Annotated in this window: 20 protein-coding genes; 5 read left to right on the top strand and 15 right to left on the bottom strand. The window is 69.8% G+C overall.

Annotation, left to right across the window (positions count from 1 at the left end):
* Window positions 1-24: 24 nt before the first annotated feature.
* Complete coding sequence (locus tag JJ691_RS30655) at window positions 25-999, bottom strand: nucleoside hydrolase (protein ID WP_211763071.1); 975 nt, start codon at window positions 997-999, stop codon at window positions 25-27.
* 433 nt (window positions 1,000-1,432) lie between these two features.
* Window positions 1,433-1,774, bottom strand: a complete 342-nt coding sequence (locus JJ691_RS30650) for a histone-like nucleoid-structuring protein Lsr2 (protein ID WP_211763070.1) — start codon at window positions 1,772-1,774, stop codon at window positions 1,433-1,435.
* A gap of 429 nt (window positions 1,775-2,203) precedes the next feature.
* Here JJ691_RS30650 and JJ691_RS30645 point away from each other — a divergent pair, with 429 nt between their 5' ends.
* Window positions 2,204-3,592 (top strand): MFS transporter, encoded by a 1,389-nt coding sequence (locus JJ691_RS30645; protein ID WP_211771809.1) that lies wholly within the window; start codon window positions 2,204-2,206, stop codon window positions 3,590-3,592.
* Here the strand turns inward: JJ691_RS30645 and JJ691_RS30640 are convergent.
* The 4 genes from JJ691_RS30640 to JJ691_RS30625 all read right to left on the bottom strand — a co-directional run bounded on the left by JJ691_RS30640 (window position 3,589) and on the right by JJ691_RS30625 (window position 7,838).
* On the bottom strand, window positions 3,589-5,070 hold the full coding sequence (locus tag JJ691_RS30640) for a cellulose binding domain-containing protein (protein ID WP_249227115.1): 1,482 nt from the start codon (window positions 5,068-5,070) through the stop codon (window positions 3,589-3,591). The genes JJ691_RS30645 and JJ691_RS30640 overlap by 4 nt on opposite strands.
* Window positions 5,071-5,221: 151 nt before the next feature.
* Window positions 5,222-6,631, bottom strand: a complete 1,410-nt coding sequence (locus JJ691_RS30635; protein WP_211763069.1) for a sensor histidine kinase — start codon at window positions 6,629-6,631, stop codon at window positions 5,222-5,224.
* Window positions 6,628-7,314: a response regulator transcription factor gene (locus JJ691_RS30630; RefSeq protein WP_211763068.1), complete on the bottom strand. Its 687-nt coding sequence runs from the start codon at window positions 7,312-7,314 to the stop codon at window positions 6,628-6,630. The genes JJ691_RS30635 and JJ691_RS30630 overlap by 4 nt, the downstream gene beginning before the upstream one ends.
* Window positions 7,315-7,343: 29 nt before the next feature.
* Window positions 7,344-7,838 (bottom strand): D-alanyl-D-alanine carboxypeptidase family protein, encoded by a 495-nt coding sequence (locus JJ691_RS30625; RefSeq protein WP_211763067.1) that lies wholly within the window; start codon window positions 7,836-7,838, stop codon window positions 7,344-7,346.
* Between the two features lie 195 nt (window positions 7,839-8,033).
* Between JJ691_RS30625 and JJ691_RS30620 the strand changes: the two genes are divergently transcribed.
* Entirely contained in the window at window positions 8,034-8,717 is a 684-nt protein-coding gene (locus JJ691_RS30620; protein WP_211763066.1) for an alpha/beta fold hydrolase, read from the top strand.
* Here the strand turns inward: JJ691_RS30620 and JJ691_RS30615 are convergent, their stop codons facing one another.
* The 4 genes from JJ691_RS30615 to JJ691_RS30600 are packed head-to-tail and all read right to left on the bottom strand — an operon-like array spanning window position 8,718 to window position 11,087.
* Window positions 8,718-9,482, bottom strand: coding sequence for a class I SAM-dependent methyltransferase (locus tag JJ691_RS30615; RefSeq protein WP_211763065.1), 765 nt, complete (start codon window positions 9,480-9,482; stop codon window positions 8,718-8,720).
* 33 nt (window positions 9,483-9,515) lie between these two features.
* The gene (locus JJ691_RS30610) at window positions 9,516-9,683 is read right to left on the bottom strand and encodes a hypothetical protein (RefSeq protein ID WP_211763064.1); all 168 of its coding nucleotides are present in this window, start codon (window positions 9,681-9,683) and stop codon (window positions 9,516-9,518) included.
* Window positions 9,676-10,677: a GlxA family transcriptional regulator gene (locus JJ691_RS30605; RefSeq protein ID WP_211763063.1), complete on the bottom strand. Its 1,002-nt coding sequence runs from the start codon at window positions 10,675-10,677 to the stop codon at window positions 9,676-9,678. Before JJ691_RS30605 ends, JJ691_RS30610 begins: the two co-directional genes overlap by 8 nt.
* A complete protein-coding gene (locus JJ691_RS30600; RefSeq protein ID WP_211763062.1) occupies window positions 10,677-11,087 on the bottom strand; it encodes a DUF664 domain-containing protein in 411 nt (136 codons plus the stop codon). Before JJ691_RS30600 ends, JJ691_RS30605 begins: the two co-directional genes overlap by 1 nt.
* Before the next feature lie 116 nt (window positions 11,088-11,203).
* Between JJ691_RS30600 and JJ691_RS30595 the strand changes: the two genes are divergently transcribed.
* Complete coding sequence (locus JJ691_RS30595) at window positions 11,204-11,761, top strand: CGNR zinc finger domain-containing protein (RefSeq protein WP_211763061.1); 558 nt, start codon at window positions 11,204-11,206, stop codon at window positions 11,759-11,761.
* A gap of 62 nt (window positions 11,762-11,823) precedes the next feature.
* Here JJ691_RS30595 and JJ691_RS30590 read toward each other — a convergent pair whose 3' ends face one another.
* Window positions 11,824-12,372, bottom strand: a complete 549-nt coding sequence (locus JJ691_RS30590) for a TetR family transcriptional regulator (RefSeq protein ID WP_211763060.1) — start codon at window positions 12,370-12,372, stop codon at window positions 11,824-11,826.
* A 105-nt stretch (window positions 12,373-12,477) separates the two neighbouring features.
* Between JJ691_RS30590 and JJ691_RS30585 the strand changes: the two genes are divergently transcribed.
* On the top strand, window positions 12,478-13,308 hold the full coding sequence (locus tag JJ691_RS30585; protein WP_249227114.1) for an oxidoreductase: 831 nt from the start codon (window positions 12,478-12,480) through the stop codon (window positions 13,306-13,308).
* Here JJ691_RS30585 and JJ691_RS30580 read toward each other — a convergent pair.
* A complete protein-coding gene (locus JJ691_RS30580) occupies window positions 13,277-14,062 on the bottom strand; it encodes an alpha/beta hydrolase family protein (RefSeq protein WP_211763058.1) in 786 nt (261 codons plus the stop codon). The genes JJ691_RS30585 and JJ691_RS30580 overlap by 32 nt on opposite strands.
* 3 nt (window positions 14,063-14,065) lie before the next feature.
* Window positions 14,066-14,551, bottom strand: a complete 486-nt coding sequence (locus tag JJ691_RS52570) for a CGNR zinc finger domain-containing protein (protein WP_249227113.1) — start codon at window positions 14,549-14,551, stop codon at window positions 14,066-14,068.
* 93 nt (window positions 14,552-14,644) lie between these two features.
* Here JJ691_RS52570 and JJ691_RS30570 point away from each other — a divergent pair, with 93 nt between their 5' ends.
* Window positions 14,645-15,574, top strand: a complete 930-nt coding sequence (locus JJ691_RS30570) for an NAD-dependent epimerase/dehydratase family protein (protein ID WP_211763057.1) — start codon at window positions 14,645-14,647, stop codon at window positions 15,572-15,574.
* A 118-nt stretch (window positions 15,575-15,692) separates the two neighbouring features.
* Here JJ691_RS30570 and lexA read toward each other — a convergent pair whose 3' ends face one another.
* A complete protein-coding gene (gene lexA, locus JJ691_RS30565; protein WP_211763056.1) occupies window positions 15,693-16,358 on the bottom strand; it encodes a transcriptional repressor LexA in 666 nt (221 codons plus the stop codon).
* 7 nt (window positions 16,359-16,365) lie between these two features.
* Entirely contained in the window at window positions 16,366-16,989 is a 624-nt protein-coding gene (locus JJ691_RS52565) for a hypothetical protein (RefSeq protein ID WP_249227112.1), read from the bottom strand.
* Window positions 16,990-17,031: the final 42 nt, after the last annotated feature.

Here is a 17,031-nt window from a genome sequence, read left to right as displayed (position 1 = left end):
TCCTTACCCCCGCCGCCGAGGGTATTACACATACCTCCCCAGCCCGGCGATGTCTGCCAGCAAATCGGCCAGGATCCGGTCGCTGTCGGCCCCGACGGCCACCTGGACCGGCCGGCGGGCCGGCAGCTCGGTGCCCGGCAGCGGGGCCGCCCGGCGGTCCACCAGGGTGGCTCCGCGCAGGTAGCCCTGCAGTTCGACCACCACCTCGTGGCGCTCGTACCGGCCGAGCTCGGGGTTCAGGGCGATCGCCGCCGCCACCGGGTCGTACAGCAGCATGCCCGGGCCGCCGTGCCCGGCGGCCGCCGTGCCCGAGTAGAAGTCCAGGTACTGCTTGTGCCAGGCGGTCAGCGCGCGGGCCACCGGATGGTCGACGCCGGCCAGCTCGGCCAGCCAGGCCTCGTCGGCCCAGGCCTGCTCCACCGCGTCGATCGGCACCACGGTCAGCGCGAAGCCGGCGGCCAGCACCTGCTCGGCCGCCTCCGGGTCGTGCCAGGCGTTGGGCTCCTGGACGATCCCGACCGTGCCCGGGCGGTCGAACACGCCGCCCATCCACACCACGTTCTTGACCAGGGTCGGCAGCGCCGGCTCGGCCGCCAGGGCCAGCGCCAGGTTGGTCAGCGGGCCCAGCGCCAGCACGGTGATCTCGCCCGGGTGCGTTCTGGTTAACCGGACCAACTGGTCGGCGGCCGACTCCGCGGTCGGCGTGGCCCGGGGCTTCGGGCCGGCGTTGCCGCCCAGACCGTCCTCCCCGTGCACGATCTGACCCGACTGCATCTCCGGCCCGACCAGCGGTTTCGCCGCCCCCACGGCCACCGGCACGGCCATCTCGAGCAGTTCGGTGATGCGCAGGGCGTTATCCGCGCCCGGGGCCGGCGGCAGGTTGCCGTGCACCGTGCCGATCGCCAGCACCCGGCAGTCGCCCCGGCGAGCCCGGGCCAGCAGCCCGACCAGAGCGAACGCGTCATCGACGCCGGGATCTGTGTCCACCACGATCAGCACACGATCGATTATGTAAGCCCCTAGGGGCAAGATCCGGGTGTTTCCTGGGTTGGCAACGGCCAACCCCTTTCGACCGTGACCGCTTGTTCACCATAGTTGACGTACCGGGGACTTCGGGGAAGCGGACCCGCTGGTCGAGGGGAGCGGCGGGTCCGGCCCCAGAGGTCTGCTCCGCCGAGGTGCGTCCCGGTCCGCGGTCCCCGCTGAAGTCCGCGCGACCCGCCCCTACGGCAACCGAATCCCGCTCTCGGGCGGCCATGAATCCGTCATGGCCGCCCGAGAGCGGGATTCGCCATCTCCGGCCCCAGCCTCTTGTGGCGTGGCTCACAAACCCCGGCGAGTCACGCTCTCCGGCACACCGAAATGCGGATCGGCGAACACGCCGATGGCGCCCGCTTCACGCGGGCGCCATCGAAGGCATTACGTGGTCTGTTCAGCTGCCGTGGGCGGCCTGGAACTTGGCCACCAGCTCGGCCGGGATGCGGCCGCGGTCGGAGATCTTCTCACCCTGGCTGCGGGCCCACTCGCGAATGGCCTGGTTCTGCGCGCGGTCGCCGCCGGCCTTCACCGCGGTGGTGGCGCCGCCCCGCTGCTTGCGGCCACCGACGCGCTGCGCCTTCTCAACGAAAGCGGACAGGCCGTCCCGCAGCTTCGCGGCGTTGTCCTCGGACAGGTCGATGGTGTACTCGACGCCGTCGAGTCCGAAGGACACGCTCTCGTTGGCCTCACCGCCATCGAGGTCGTCGATCAGCTGGACGATGGTCTTCTGTGCCATGGATGTTTCTCCGTCTGGGTCGGAACGTGGCGTAATGCTCGCTGTCAAAGAGGCGTGCCCCGTCGACGCGACTGCGGCCAGTCTAGTCGATACTCCGCACATAATGACTCACCGACTCGAAAGAAAATTGAGCGGCTAACCGGGTGGGGTCGGTCACCCCCAGCCGGCCGATCGGGCAGAAGTTGTCAAGACGCCGGTCCGCCAGTGATGTGCCGGTAGTACGCCGAACAGACCAGCGAAGACAGTTGTAACGGCCGATTCTTCACCGGATCAGGTGGTGGTGGGAAGAGCGTTAGGTCCGGATTCGCCGCAGGTCGAGGATTGCCCGCCCGCTCGGCGTGGCCGCCATGGGTGGCGCAGGATGGAGCGGTGAGCGAACCGGATCCGCGGCGGTGGAAAGCGCTGACGGTCAGCCTTGCCGCCGGCTTCATGAGCTTGCTCGACGTCAGCATCGTGAACGTGGCGCTACCGTCGGTGCAGAACGGTCTGGGGGCCTCGGCCGGATCTGTGCAGTGGATCGTGTCCGGATATGCGCTCACCTTCGGGTTGTCACTGGTTGCCGGCGGCCGGTTGGGTGACGTGCTCGGCCGACGGGTGATGTTCCTCATCTCTTTGACGGCTTTCGTGGTCACCAGCGCGCTGGCCGGCGCGGCCCCGAACGAGACGCTGCTGATCGGCGCGCGACTGCTGCAGGGACTGGCCGCCGGCTTGCTCACACCGCAGAACTCCGGCCTGATCCAGGATCTGTTCCGCGGCGCCGAACGGGGCCGCGCGTTCGGTCTGCTCGGGGCCACCATCGGCATTTCCACCGCGACCGGGCCGATCCTGGGCGGCCTGATCCTGGCCGCGTTCGGCGACGAGACCGGCTGGCGCTGGGTGTTCTACGTCAACGTGCCGGTCGGCGTGCTGGCGTTCGTGCTGGCGCTGCGCTGGCTGCCCAAAAGGGATCGAGACGGCCTCGACGGCGGTGGCCGGGGATTGCGGGGCCGGATCGACTATGTCGGCGCCGTCCTGCTCGGGGTCGCGGTGCTCGGCGTGTTGCTGCCGATCGTGGAGTCCGAGAGCGGCTCGACCGGTCCGTTGTGGCTAATCGCCGCGCTGACGCCGGTTTTCGGCCTGGTGTTCGTCTGGTGGGAGCGCCGGGTGGTCGCCCGGGGCGGCACGCCGCTGCTGGACCTGCGGTTGTTCACCGAGGTTTCCGGCTACTCGTCCGGTTTGCTGCTGGGATCGGTGTACTTCTGCGGGTTCGCCGGCATTTTCCTGGTGATGTCGCTGTTCCTGCAGAAGGGGCTGCACTACACGCCGTTGCAGTCCGGACTCACCGTGACGCCGTTCGCGGTCGGTTCCTCGATCATGGCGGCGGTCGCCGGCCGGCTGGTTTCCCGGCTGGGCCGCGCGCTGACGGTGGCGGGACTGAGTCTCATCATGATAGGGCTGGCGGTCGTCGCGGTGGTCGTGCTACTGGTCCCGCAAGACGTGATTGGCGGCGCGATCGCGATCCCATTGCTGCTCGCCGGAATCGGTGGCGGCGCGGTCATCTCGCCCAACACCACCTTGACCCTGGAATGTGTGCCGAACAGCATCGCCGGGGTGGCCGGCGGCGCGTTGCAGACCGGTCAGCGGATCGGCACCGCGATCGGCACCGCCGTGCTCGCGACCGTCTTCTACGCCACCGCCGCCGGCGGCTTTCCGGCCGCGCTGTCCACGACGTTGGGCTGTGCCATCGGATTCATGCTGGTGGCAATAGCCATCGCGGTCTACGAACTGCGGCGGGTCGGGGCCGGCCGGACTCCCGTCCGGCCGGCCGGACGGGATTAGGGCGTGACCGCGATGTTGGTCAGGCCCTTCACCGCATTGGTCACGGTGTTGGAGGCGTAGACCACGTTCGGCGTTCCCGCGCACTTGGACACCGAAGTCACGTTGATGGCGTACTGGCCGACGCCGCCGAGATCGGAGGAGTTGTTCCGCCAGACGTTCCCGCAGCCGCTGGCAAATGCCGGCGTAGTGCTCACGTTGTGCGTCTGGTAGCCGTCGGCGAAGGTGCCGGGGCTGGTGAACGTGCCCTTGTTCGCGTCGATCGTGTAGCCGGTGCCCTTGACGTCCACCCAGGAATCGGCCGAGTTCTCGCCGCTGACGCCCTGGCCGTCGAAGGTGTTGCCACTGATCACGCCGCCGGTGGTGCCCTCCTTGACGTCGATCAGCTCGGCCGCGACGTTCGGGCCCAGATGATTGTTCAGCACCTGCACCCGGTCACCCCGGTCGACGCCGCCGGTGTTGCCATAGCAGGGCCAGTTCGACACCGCCGATCCGATGTAGACACCCTCGCCGTAGCCCGGCTGCACCAGACCGGTGTCGGTGACCGTGGAATCGCGCACGACGCTGTCCGCCGAGGAGCGCCGGAAATGGATGCCCTCCTCGTCGACCCGCCGCACGGTGACGCCGTCGATGACGGTGTGCGGGGAGTTGTCCACAACGATGCCCTTTTTGGAGTCCGACACGGTGAAACCGGTGAGATTCCAGTACGGGGCGCCGAACAGCCAGAGGCCGTAGCCCGAGTCGTAGCCGGCGGCCGGCGCGGCGCAGTCCGGCGGGTCGCCGGCCGGCCCGTCGTTGACCAGCACGGCGTCGGCCGGCCCGGTCAGCGTGATGGGCTCGGCCGCGGTGCCGGCCCGCTGCGTGACGAAGGAACCGTGGTACGTCCCCGAGGCCAGCCTGATCGTCTGGCCCGGGGCGGCGCTGCCCAGCGCGGCGATCAGCTCAGCCGCGGTGGCGACGTTCACGACCGGGCCGCTGGGCGGCGTGGTGGTGGTCGTGGTGGTTGTGGTTGTCGTTGTTGTGGTCGTGCTGGTGGTCGTCGGGCCGCCGGTGCAGGCGGCCCCGTTGAGCAGGCAGCCGGTCGGGGTGGCCAGGCCGCTGACGCCGAACCCGAAGCTGGTGCTGGCTCCGGGTTTGACCGCGCCGTTGTAGCTGACGTTGGCCAGCTTGTAGTGCTGGCCGGTCTGGGACAGTGTGGCGTTCCAGGCCTTGGTCACGGTGGAGCCGCTGGGCAGGTCGAACTCGACGACCCAGGTGGTGCTGGCGGCCGTGCCGGCGTTGGCGATGGTGTAGCTGCCGTTGTAGCCGTTGCTCCAGGTCGATGTCTGGCTGAACTGCGCGGTCAGCAGGGGAGCCGTGGCCGACGGCGCCGTCGCGTCGGCCGGGTGCGCGACGGCGAGCAGCCCGGCGACGACCGCGACCGACGCCAGCGGCGCCAGCAGTCTCGTGCGGAACCTGGTGCGGAACCTTGTTCGGAACACGCGGGAACCTCCGGAAACACAGGGCGGGGTTCCGGCAGTATCAAGGTCGCTTTGACGCGGCGGCAATGGGCGGAACGGGTAGCTCCACGTACGTGAATCAAGAAAGCGGTCATGCCTTTCCGAGTCGTTTTCAGGTAGGCAAAACCGCTGGTCAGTCGGGGTCGATCGCGGTGGACCGCGGTACCACCAGGGTGAACTCCGCGCCGCCGGGACTTGTCACTTCGATCCGGCCGCCGTGCAGCACCGCGTTCTCGTAGGCGATGGCCAGGCCGAGGCCGCTGCCCTCGCCGCGCCGGGAGCGGTCGCCGCGGACGAACCGGTCGAACACCTTCGACCCCAGCTCCGGCGGCAGGCCCGGCCCGTGATCCCGCACCGCCACCCGGACCTCGGGCTCGGCGGTGCCGTCGATGGTGATGGTGATCGGCGGCGCGCCGTGGTGCAGGGCGTTGCTGACCAGGTTGCGGACGATGGTGTGCAGCCGGCGCGGATCGCCGGTCACGACGCCGTCGCCGCTGGCCGCGACCGGGATGTCGGCGCCCACCATCTCCACCACGTCCACGCAGAGCGCTTGCAGGTCAACGGGTTCCGGTCGGAACTCGGCCGCGCCGGCGTCGAACCGGGACATCTCCAGCAGGTCCTCGACCAGCGCGCTCAGCCGCCGGGTCTGCGTGCCGATCAGCTCGGCCGAGCGCTCCCGCTCCGGCCCGTCCAGGCCGTCGCTGGCGGCGATCAACACCGCCATCGGGGTCCGCAGGTCGTGCGCGACGTCGGCGACGAACTGGCGCTGTTGCTCGTCCTTGCGGCGCAGCTCCTCGATGGACTCGCCGAGCCGCTGGGCCATCGAGTTGAACGAGCCGGCCAGGTCCGCGAACTCGTCCCGACCCTGCACCGGCAGCCGCGTGTCGAGGGCGCCCGAGCCCAGCGTGCGCGCCGCGCCCGCCGCCACCCGGACCCGGCGCTGGATGCGGCGGGCGGCCAACAGGCCCAGCAGGCTGCCGACCAGGATCACGCCCGCGGCGGCCGCCGTCAGCTCCAGCCGCACCCTGGCCAGCTGCCGGTCGGCGATCTCGGTGCTGTAGATCTCGACCAGGATCATGCCCGGCTCGGCCTGGCCCATGACGATGTAGTGCAGGCTCCCGTCAACGATGTCGTTGTAGTCGACCGTCGCCGTCTCCTTGGCTCGGGCTTCCTCGACCCGACTCCGGTCGAACGGCCCCGGCCGGCCGGAGACCGGCACGTAGCCGCCCGGTCCCAGCGAGGACTGCGGGCCGAGGCTGGCGTTGAAGTTCAGGATGGACCAGTCCAGCGCCAGCCGGCCGTTCAGATACTCTCCGACACTGTCCAGTTTGGACTGTTCGGTGCTGCGGGAGTTCACCAGCCACTGGTGGATCTGCTGCCGGTCCGAGCCGAAGTCGGCCTTCGCCGCCGCCTTGAACCGCTCCCTGATCTCGGTCTGCTGCAACTGGTAGGACAACAGCGCCATCGTGCCCGTCGCCGCCACCGTGATCGCGATGACCGTGAGCACGATGCTCGTGCGCAGGCCCGGATGCCAGCGCCTCACGGTTTGACCAGACGGTAGCCGAGTCCTCGGGCCGTGCGCAGCAGCGTCGGGTTGCCCGGGTCCGGCTCGATCTTCGCCCGCAGCCGGGCCACCGCCGCGTCCACCAGCCGCGAATCGCCCGCGAACCCGTAGTCCCACACCCTTTTCAGCAGCGCCTGCCGGGACAACACCTGGCCCGGGTGGTCCGCGAACTCCAGCAGCAGCCGCATTTCCGTGGACGTCAGGTGCAGTTCCTCGCCGCCCCTCGTGACGATCATGGCCTCGCTGTCGATCGACAGGTCGCCGAAGGTGTGCACGGTGTGCTGCTGCGGGCTCGACGACGTGCGGCGCAGGATCGTCTTCACCCGGGCGTCCAGCACCCTCGGCTCCGCCGGCTTCACCACGTAGTCGTCCGCGCCGCCCTCCAGGCCCACCACCATGTCCACCGGGTCGCCCCGGGCCGTCAACAACACCACCGGCACCGTCGACTTCGCCCGGATCTTCCGGCACACCTCGAACCCGTCGATTCCCGGCAGCATCACGTCCAGCAACACCAGATCCGCCGGCGCCCTCTTCTCGAACAGGGACTCCAGGGCCTGCTCTCCCGTCGGCGCCACCGTCACCTCGTGCCCCAGCGCCGTCAGTGCCCGGGCCAGCGCCTCCGCCAGCACCGCGTCATCCTCGACGAGCAACAGCTGGGCCACCGCGCCTCCCTCGATCGGATACACAGTGGTTAGCACGACCGCCGCACCGGCGCCGCCCCAGGATGCGGCTGCCGCTCCGGTCGCCGCTGCGCCAACTCGAAATGCCAGGGCTCGTTGTCGTACCGGCTGTAGAGGCTGTACCTGTCCCCGTTGCGCTCCAGCCACCGCGCCCCCTCGGTCGGCCGCACATCCAGCGCCATTCCCCGCACGTGCTCCGACTCACTCGGCCGCAACACCCGGTTTCCCAGCTCCTGCCACAACCGATGCTGCTCCGCCGCGTCCCGATACCCCGACGTCAGCCCGATCAACTGGCCGTCCCGCCACAACGCCTCCGTCCTCGCCCCCTCGAACGCCCTCCTCGTCTCCGGCGTCAGCCCCTCCAGCGACTCCTTCGGGAACCTCAGTCCCAACGCCCACTGCGCCGCCCGATGCCGAGCCTCTCTCGGCTCCCGCACCTTCGCCACCGGCAGCAGCAGCCTCGCCAACACCTTCGTCGCCATCTCGTACACCACGCTTCGGTCCATACGGCCAGCGTGAATCCCCGGTGTGCCCGCCCCGACCTAGGACTGTGACGGAAGTGTGACGGTTGTCCGTTGTCCGCGGGCGTGCGTACCCTCAATGCCTTCTCCGCCCTGACCCATGGATCGGTGTGCTGGCCTACCCGCCTCTCCCGGCAATCGCAAGCACCGCTTAGGTTGGGCAGGGAAGAGGAGGTGCCCATGCCTGAGGTACTGGCGATTCCCGGCACGTTGTGTGCGCCGAGAGTGTTCGACCGGCTGGCGGAAAGGCTGGCCGGCGAGGTGGCGGTGACCGGGGTGTCGTGGCTGACGGAGCCGGGGCCGTGGGATGTGCCGACGGTCGCGGAGCGGATCGTGCGGAGGTACCCGGAGCCGGGAGTGGTGCTGGGCCATTCGACGGGCGGGGCGATCGCGTTGCAGCTGGCGATCGCGTATCCGGCGCGGGTGCGGGGGCTGGTGCTGGTCAACACGGGCGCCAACATGCATGGGCACGGTGACGCGGAGCGGATCATCGCGACGATGCAGGAGGGCTGGGGACCGGATCTGCACGCGGCGCTGATCGACCGGTCGTTTGCCACGCCGATTGAGCCGGTCGACCGGGCGGCGTTGTTGGGGTATGCGGCGGGGGTGCCGGCGGCGGCCGCGTTGGGGGTGTTGCGGAGTCAGCGCGACCTGGACGCGGCGCCGAGGCTGGGTGAGATCCGCTGTCCGGTCACGGTGGTGCACGGCGTGCTCGACAAGGCCCGCACCGTCGAGCACGCCAACGAGTTGGTGGGCGGCATTCCCGATGCACGCCTCTGCCTCGTGCAAACGGGGCACACACCGGTTTACGAAGCCCCGGACGAGGTCGCGAACGAGGTCCGCGCGCTCATCGGCCGACTGTGATCAGCGGCGGCGGGCCTTCCAGACCTCCTCGACCGGCCACTTGCGGGACCATTCGGCCGGCGCGTAGGCGTAGGAGGAGTCGGCCGCGCCCTCGGGGGCGTAGATCTCGATGAGGTCCTCGACCTCGAAACCGTTGGCCCGCAACAGGCGGATCATGTCGCCGTGGCCGAGGTGGAAGTCGACGGAGCCCTCGGGCCACGGCGTTCTGTGCAGGCCGCGCTGCGGACGGAGCATGCGGTCGGTGGGCCGCTCGTCCTCGTCGTCGGGGGCGCAGAGCACGGAAACGACGCTGTTGCCGAGGAAAGCGAGCCGGCCGCCGGGACGCAGCAGGCGGGCGGCCTCGGGAATCCAGACGTACGGGTCGCACCAGATGGCGGCGCCGTATTCGCTGACGGCCAGGTCGAACGAGGCGTCCGGGTACGGCACCTGTTCGGCATTGCCGTGCAGCAGCGGGAATTCCAGGCCGTGCTCGGCCTGAAGACGGCGGGCGGTGGCCAACTGGGCCTCGGAGTTGTCGATGCCGACGGGCCGGGCGCCGCGGCGGGCCAGCCAGGAGCTGACGTACGCGGTGCCGCAGCCCAGCTCGATCGCGTCCATGCCGTCGACGTCGTCGGGGAACAGCGGGGCCTCGCTCTGTGGGATGTGGAAGACGCCCCACGTCACCTCGTTCGACCGCCACGACCGCTCGCCGGCGGGTGCATACCTCGCGGCTTGTGTGTCCCAGTACTCGCGGTTGACGCGCACATGCTCCGGCAGCTCGGTCATGTCCCCATCACAACGCATGGGGTCAACCGAGTTTCAGGCGCTGTAGCGGATCATCCACTCGGTGTCGGGGTCGACGCCGGTGAACTCGAACCGTTCGGGCGGCACGACTTCCCCGGTGTGCTCGGCGCGCACCCTTTCGGGCAGGGCGCCGAAGCGCTCGCGGCGGCGGGCGGCGGCCTGTTCGTCGGTGATCTCAGCCATGACTGCCTCCGGAATTCCGTGTCGGCCGGACCCTGGCCCGATAGCTGCGGGCCGAGATGCCGACGTGTTTGACGAAGCTGCGGCGCAGCGACTCGGCCGAGCCGAAGCCGACCAGCACCGCGATGTCGGTGACCAGATGATCGGTGGTCTCCAGCAGGGTTTTCGCCCGCTCGACCCGCTCCCGGGCGATCCAGTCGAAGATGCTGGTGCCGGTCGCCTGCCGGAACTTGCGCACCAGGCTCCTCTCGCTCACGTGCGCGTGCGCCGACAACCGGTTCAACGTGAGCGGCTCGTGCACGTGTTCCCGTAGCCAGCTGAGAAAATCCTCCATGAACTGGCCGTCCGGGTCGCGGGACAGTTGCTCGCCGGACCGGTTCGGGGCCGCCACGAGCATCCGACCGACAGCGTCGGCGTACGCGTCGCCGACGTCCAGCGACAGCAGGTGCAACGCGACGTCCGCAGTGGACAGTTCGCCGCCGCAGGTGTGCACGGTCCCGTCGGTCACGAACACCCGGTCGATTTCCACCTGGGCCAACGGGAACTCCTCGCGGAGCGCCTGCGAGTACAGCCAGTGGGTGGTGGCCCGCCGGCCGTCAAGCACGCCGGCGCGGCCCAGCAGAAACGCGCCGCCGCACAGCCCGACCATGCGCGCCCCGTGGAGAAAGGCCGTCCGCAACATCGCCAGCACCGATCGGCTGCGCGGTGCGAACGGGTTCTCCACGCCGGGCACGAACACCGTGTCGGCGGTCAACACCGTCTCCATCGGGGCCAGGTCACCCAGGTCCACACCGCAGGCCAGCGGCTGGCGACGGCGTTCCCCGCACAACACGACCTGGTAGCGGCTGGACAGGTCGCCGGCGCCGGGGAAGGGACGGCGGCCGAACACCTGCTGCACCACCGCCACCTCGAGGGGCACCGAATCGGGCAGCACCGGCACGGCGATCACGTGGCGGTCGCGGCCGTGGGACACCGGCGGCGACTTCACCGGGTGCATCAGGCCGCGGCGACGAGTGCGTCGCGCATGATCTGCAGTTGGCCGTGGTGCTGGACGACGTCGGTGTAGACGTGCAGCAGCGCGCCCGAGCTGTGCACGTCGTCCCGGGCCTCGGCGATGTCCTGCTTGAGCTGGTCGATGGCTTCGTGCACACGCGTCAGCAGCGGGGCGATCGGTCCGGCGGCGGTGAACTCGGCGTCGCGGTCGCGGTGGGCCGGCCGGCCGAGCACCACTTCGCCGACCCAGTAGCCGATCGCGCCGAGGCTGTGGTGGAGCACCGCGTACGGCGTGTTCGCGCCGGGCAGCGGCAGCCGCCGGTTGGCCAGTTCGTCGCCCAGTTCCGCGACGATGTCGGCCATTGCGTTCAGGGCGTTGGCGAAGAAGTCGAGGTACTGCTCCCGTGTGATCACTGGCGTCTCCACTCGGCACCTGTCGGACCGGTGTTCGATGGTCTTCGACAATCGCGCACCGGTTAGAACGGTGTGCAGCGTTGCACGGGGTCTGCGCACCTGTCAAACTGGTGCGCATGGTTCACCGCTTCCCGTGCGACCATCCCGCGCTGGACTTCGTCGGCACGCTGCGCGGCCGCCGCTTCGACGACCCGCTCGAGATGCTCGACACCCCCGCCGCCCTGACCGCATGGTTCTTCGAATCCCGGCTCGTCGATGCCGGTCCGGCCAGCAACTCCATCGACCTGGCCAGGGCAATCGCCCTCCGTGAGGCCATCTACGCCCTCATTGCCGTGCGCCTGTTCGGCGACCCCCAGCGCGACTCCGACGTCGTCCTCCTCAACGACCACGCCCGGCTCGCCCCGGTCGTGCCGCAGCTCACCCCGGCCGGCCGGCACGTCGAGGCCACCCCCGAGCAGGTCCTCGCCACCGTCGCCCGCGCCGCCGTCGACCTCCTCGGCGGCCCCGACGTCACCCTGCTCAAGGAATGCCAGCGCCCGGAATGCAATCAGGTCTTCATTGACCGTTCCCGCGGCTTCCGTCGGGAATGGTGCTCAATGACCACCTGTGGCAACAAGGTCAAGGGCGCCACCTATCGCGCCCGCCAACGAGGGAATATGGCTCCGGCGAACTAGCTGAGCGTCAGTCGGTTTCGCTACCGTCGACCCGCCAGCCCACCTGATCTCGGACTGACCGATCACGCGAGGAGTTTGCGCACGGCGTCGACGACGGTCCGCCGGCGGAACTCGCGGGAGGACGAGCCGGCCAGTTCGGGGTTGGTGGTGGCCCACGCGGCGGGCACGGCCTGGAGCAGGACGAGCAGCTGCACGGGGTCGAAGTGACCGGGCACGGAGCCGTCGGCCTGGGCCTGGCGGAGCCGGTCGAGGCGCACGCCGTTGACGGCGGACACGGCGGGCAGGGCGACGTCGGCCCGTTCCATGCGGTACCACGTGGACAGCCGAAGCGTGACCGGGTGGGTCTCGTAGTGGTCGAACAGCCGGCCGGCGTAGCCGGGCAGGTCGGCGGCGTCGAAGGGCACCAGCTCGTAGAACTGGGCGATGTCGCGGGCGAAGACCGCCTCGAACAGCTGGTCCTTGTTGCCGAAGTACGAGTAGATCAGCGCCTTGTTGCAGCCGGCGGCGGCGGCCACCCGGTCGACCCGGGCGCCGGCGATGCCGTGCTCGGCGAACTCGGCGGTCGCGGCGTCGAGCAGCCGCTGTCGGGTGGCGTTCGCGTCCCTGGCCATGTGACCAGCGTATCAACTAACTAGATAGTTGACACGGAACATCGATGGTGCTGTCATGGTTGATGTAACCATCCAGTTAGTTACGAGATTGAGGTGGGACCGACGATGAGGACCTGGCTGATCACCGGCAGCTCCCGTGGCCTGGGCCGGGAACTGGCCGAGGCGGCGCTGGCGGCCGGCGACAACGTGCTGGCGACGGCGCGCCGGCCTGAGCAGCTCGACGACCTGGTGCGCAAGTACGGCGACAAGGTGGCGGCCTTCGCCCTGGACGTCACCGACGCCGAGGCGGCGAAGGCGGCGGTCCGGTTCGCGCAGGAGAAGTTCGGCGGCCTGGACGTCGTGGCCAACAACGCCGGCTACGCCGCCAGCGCCCCGATCGAGTTCATGGCCGAGAAGGACTTCCGCGACCAGTTCGAGGCCAACTTCTTCGGCGTGGTCAATGTGACCAAGGCGGCGCTGCCGCTGCTGCGAAAGCAGCGCAGCGGGCACATCCTCCAGTTCTCCTCGGTCGGCGGCCGGGTCGGCGGCTCGCCGGGTCTGAGCGCCTACCAGTCGGCCAAGTTCGCCGTGGAGGGCTTCTCCGAGGTGCTGAACAACGAGGTCAAGCCGTTCGGCGTGAAGGTGACGATCATCGAGCCGGGCCCGTTCCGCACCGACTGGGCCGCGTTCGCCAGCGACGCCGCGATCGACCCCGACTACGACGGCACGGTCGGCGAGATGGACCGCTACCGCGCCGAGACCGCCGCGACTTGGCCCGGCGACCCGGTCCGCGCGGGCCAGGTGATCGTGGACATGGTGCACGGCGAAGAGGCGCCGCTGCGGCTGCTGCTCGGCGCGCGGGCCGTGGACCTGGTGCGCCAGTCGGAGGCCAAGCGCGGGGCCGAGATGGAGAAGTGGGCGGAGATCAGTCGCTCGGCCGACTTCCCGACGGACTGAACGCGTACCGCCGCGCCCACGCGGCCAGCACGGAGGCCACGAACTCGGCGTCGGCCCGCTTGGTCAGCAGATGGTCGGCGCCGTCGATGGCCAGGAACGACTTGGGATGCCGGGCGGTGTCGAAGATCCGCCGCGCGTGGTCGACACCGACCAGCTCGTCCACGGGAGAGTGCATCACCAGCAGCGCCGCCCCGAGCGTCGCGATGCACTCGGCCTGCGGCTGGGCGGCGATGTCGGCCAGGAAACCGGCTCGTACCCGGAACTTCCGGCCGCCGAGCACGACATCGGCCTCGCCGTCACGCTCGATGTCCTCCCGGCGGTGCCCGATCAGGCTCAGCACATGCTCGGGATCGGCCGGTGCGCCGATGGTGGCCACGGCCCGCACCTCGGGGATCCGCCGCCGAGCGGCCAGCACGGCCGCGCCGCCAAGGGAGTGCCCGATCAGCAGTGTCGGGGCAGCATGGGTGGCCCGCAGATGTTCGGCCGCCAGCACCAGATCCTCGATGTTGGAGGAGAAGTCGGTGTTGCCGAAGTCCCCGCCGGAGCCACCGAGGCCGGTGAAGTCGAAGCGCAGCACGGCGATCCCGAACTCGGTGAGCGCCTTGGCGATCCGGGACGCGGCCAGCACGTCCTTGCCGCACGTGAAGCAGTGCGCGAACAAGGCGTACGCGCAGGGCGTCTCCTCGGGCAGCTCCAGCCGAGCGGCCAGCGGCTCGCCCTGCGACCCGGTGAACTCGGTCTTCACACTGTGCATCGGTCAGTCCTGACGGTGGCGCTGGTAGTGGCGGGCCACCCGCGCCCGGTTGCCGCAGTTCGGCGAGCACCATTCGCGGCGGGTGTGCTCCTTCACGAAGTACAGCACGCAGTTGGGGGCCAGGCAGGCGCGCAGCCGGCCGCGGGCCTCGCCGGCAAGCAATTCGACCCCGAGGGTCGCGATCACCCCGACGGCCGGCCCGTGCAGGGTGCGCTCCGGCGGTCCGTCGGCCGGCCACGACAGCTCGGTGCGGGCCAGGCCGGCCAGCGAGTTCAGGGTGGTCAGCGCGTCCGGCCGGGACATCGCGGTCACCGGCGCGCGGGGATCGTCGGTGGCGTCCGCGGCCAGCCGCCGCAGCGCGGTCCGCAGGTCTCGGAGTTGGTCGAGGTCGACCGGTCCGACCGGGTCCAGCCAGGCGACAGCGTCGTCCAGCTGGTCCTCGTCGGGGCGGACCGTGTTCATCAGCTCGACCGGCAGCGGTTCCGGCACAAACCGAACCTAGCACACCGCTAATGGAACCAAATTGTCCTATCCATTTGGTCGCTGTCGGCGGCGGGCCACCCGCGGGCACAATCCCGTGCCATGCGGGTGCTGGTCACGGGGGCGTTCGGCAACATCGGGTCAAGCGTGGTGGCGCAGTTGCGCGGGCAGGGCCACGAGGTGCGCTGCTTCGACGTGCCGAACAAGACCAATCTCCGCCGGGCACGCGGCGCGACCAACGTGGTGTGGGCCGACATCCGGGACGAAGAGGCCGTGCAGCGGGCTGTCCGCGGTCAGGACGTGGTGGTGCACATGGCTTACGTCATCCCGCCGCACGTGGACGAGAACCCTGAAACCGCCCGTGAGGTCAACATCGGCGGCACGGCCACCGTGCTGGACGCGGTGGGCCGACACGGTTCCCGCATCCTGTTCGCGTCCACTTTGGACGTTTACGGGCCGACCCAGCACCTCGAACCGCCGCGCCGCGCGGACGATCCGGTGGTGGCCACCGACGCCTACTCCGAGCACAAGATTCATTGCGAGGCGCTGGTACGGAAGTCGTCGCGACCGTGGGCGATCTTCCGGTTCGCCGACGTGCCGCCGCCGCAGGCCCGCCGGCCGCACCCGATCATGTTCGAGATCCCGCTGGACAACCGGATCGAGCTGGTGCACCGGGACGACGCCGGGCTGGCCGTGGCCAACGGCGTCGCGGCCGACATCTGGGGCCGCACCTGGCTGATCGGCGGCGGGCCCGGCTGCCAGGTCCGCTACCGGGAACTGCTGTACCGGTCGATGGCCCCGTACGGGCTGGGCGAGCTGCCCGCGTCGGCGTTCAGCACCGAGCCCTACTGCACGGACTGGCTGGACACCGAGGAAAGCCAGCGTGTGCTGCGGTTCCAGCGGCACACCTTCGACGAGATCATGGCCGACGTGGTGGCGTGCAGCCGGCCCACCCTGCCGGTCCGGCTGATGCTGCCGCTGGTCCGGCCGCTGGCCCGCCGGCAGATCCTCAAGCTCTCGCCGCATCTCTAGGTCCCCGGCCGGAGCTCGTCCACCGGCTCCATGCGCGCAGCTTCGTGTTTCCGCGTTCGACGCCCAGGGTGCCCTGCTCGAAACGGTCAGCGGTCCAGCGGGTCAGACCCGCCGCTTGTCACACACTGCGCAGGACGGTGACAACCGTGCCCAGCACTTCCGCGCGATCGCCGTCGATCACGTCGTAGGCCGGATTCCGCGGTTCCAGATAGACGTGGCCGTTTCGCTTCCGATAGACCTTCACCGTGGCTTCACCGTCGATCATGGCGGCCACGATCTGACCGGAATGGGCCTCCGGCTGCTTCTTGATGACGACCATGTCGCCGTCGCAGATCGCGGCGTCCACCATCGAGTCGCCGCGGACCCGCAGGGCGAATACGGTGCCCTGTCCGGTCAGTTCCCGAGGCAGCGTCAGAATGTCGTCGACGTGTTCCTCGGCGGTGATCGGAATACCGGCGGCGATGTCGCCGACCACCGGCACGCTCACCGCGCCGTCGGCGTGGTCCCGGCTCTTGCCGTTGCCGCGCAGGAAGTCCCGCACGTCGATCGGCCGCGACACCGAGGCGCTGCGCCGCAGGTAGCCCTTCTCTTCGAGGGCCGCCAAGTGCTTGGACACCGAGGAGGTGGACTTCAGGCCGACCCGGGCGCCGATCTCCCGGGTGCTCGGCGCGTAGCCGTACTCGACGACCCACTCCCGGATGGTGGCGAGGATCTTCAGCTGCCGCTCCGGCAGCGACTCCACGTCCATGTCCTGGAACGGGTCGAAATCGGTGTACGCGGTCATCGGATGATCATAGAGCCAGGGCATTTCCCGGTTCTTGCCGGATCCACATTCCGCGGGCCAGGCCGGGGAATCCCAGTTCTGCCCAGAGCCCGCAGCGATGGACCAGCGCCTCGTCGTTCGCGGACCACTCCACGTCGAATCCGCTCGCATGTTCGACAAGACGCAGGTTTGGCGGCGGATCATCGTCGCACGGGCGGCCCCGGCGGGCATACTCCATCACTGCGTCGCATTCCAGGAAGTGGTCGAGCGACGGGAACGCGGGCCGGTAGCTCTCGAACATTCCGAACAGGACAGTGCCGTCCACAGCCATCCCGGCGTCGAAACAGCCGTCGGCCGGATCGGGCTGGAGCACACCCCAGATCGCCGGTTCGTCCTCGGGATCGAACTGGGGCTGGAAGAAGACGGCCTGGTAGAACAGCGGGCTCTGGTAGCTCAGCCCGGCGTACCGGTCCTGGGCCCACCGCAGTCGCGCGAGCAGGTCCTCGTCCACCCGGCCGTACGCCGCCCGCATGTCGGCCCGCAGCCGCTCGTCGTCCGGCCCGAGGTCGACAGGCAGGCGCTTGGCGTTGCGGGCCAGGAAGTCGCGGGCCAGCGGGCTCAGCGGTCCCGGGTCGTCGAGCACGTGGGCCACCGGTTCATTCTGCCAGCACTAGGGTGGGGACCCGTGCCGAGT

The sequence above is a fragment of the Kutzneria sp. CA-103260 genome (genome assembly GCF_018263855.1).
Classification (GTDB): domain Bacteria; phylum Actinomycetota; class Actinomycetes; order Mycobacteriales; family Pseudonocardiaceae; genus Kutzneria.
This window is presented reverse-complemented; position numbering and strand designations above follow the sequence as displayed.

What these genes read in the sequence shown, in the direction of transcription:
- JJ691_RS30650 (WP_211763070.1), bottom strand. Translation starts at nt 1,774, where the DNA reads ATGGCACAGAAGACCATCGTCCAGCTGATCGACGACCTCGATGGCGGT.
- JJ691_RS30645 (WP_211771809.1), top strand. Translation starts at nt 2,204, where the DNA reads ATGAGCTTGCTCGACGTCAGCATCGTGAACGTGGCGCTACCGTCGGTG.
- JJ691_RS30625 (WP_211763067.1), bottom strand. Translation starts at nt 7,838, where the DNA reads ATGGACCGAAGCGTGGTGTACGAGATGGCGACGAAGGTGTTGGCGAGG.
- JJ691_RS30620 (WP_211763066.1), top strand. Translation starts at nt 8,034, where the DNA reads ATGCCTGAGGTACTGGCGATTCCCGGCACGTTGTGTGCGCCGAGAGTG.
- JJ691_RS30615 (WP_211763065.1), bottom strand. Translation starts at nt 9,482, where the DNA reads ATGACCGAGCTGCCGGAGCATGTGCGCGTCAACCGCGAGTACTGGGAC.
- JJ691_RS30610 (WP_211763064.1), bottom strand. Translation starts at nt 9,683, where the DNA reads ATGGCTGAGATCACCGACGAACAGGCCGCCGCCCGCCGCCGCGAGCGC.
- JJ691_RS30605 (WP_211763063.1), bottom strand. Translation starts at nt 10,677, where the DNA reads ATGCACCCGGTGAAGTCGCCGCCGGTGTCCCACGGCCGCGACCGCCAC.
- JJ691_RS30595 (WP_211763061.1), top strand. Translation starts at nt 11,204, where the DNA reads ATGGTTCACCGCTTCCCGTGCGACCATCCCGCGCTGGACTTCGTCGGC.
- JJ691_RS30590 (WP_211763060.1), bottom strand. Translation starts at nt 12,372, where the DNA reads ATGGCCAGGGACGCGAACGCCACCCGACAGCGGCTGCTCGACGCCGCG.
- JJ691_RS30585 (WP_249227114.1), top strand. Translation starts at nt 12,478, where the DNA reads ATGAGGACCTGGCTGATCACCGGCAGCTCCCGTGGCCTGGGCCGGGAA.
- JJ691_RS30580 (WP_211763058.1), bottom strand. Translation starts at nt 14,062, where the DNA reads ATGCACAGTGTGAAGACCGAGTTCACCGGGTCGCAGGGCGAGCCGCTG.
- JJ691_RS30570 (WP_211763057.1), top strand. Translation starts at nt 14,645, where the DNA reads ATGCGGGTGCTGGTCACGGGGGCGTTCGGCAACATCGGGTCAAGCGTG.
- lexA (WP_211763056.1), bottom strand. Translation starts at nt 16,358, where the DNA reads ATGACCGCGTACACCGATTTCGACCCGTTCCAGGACATGGACGTGGAG.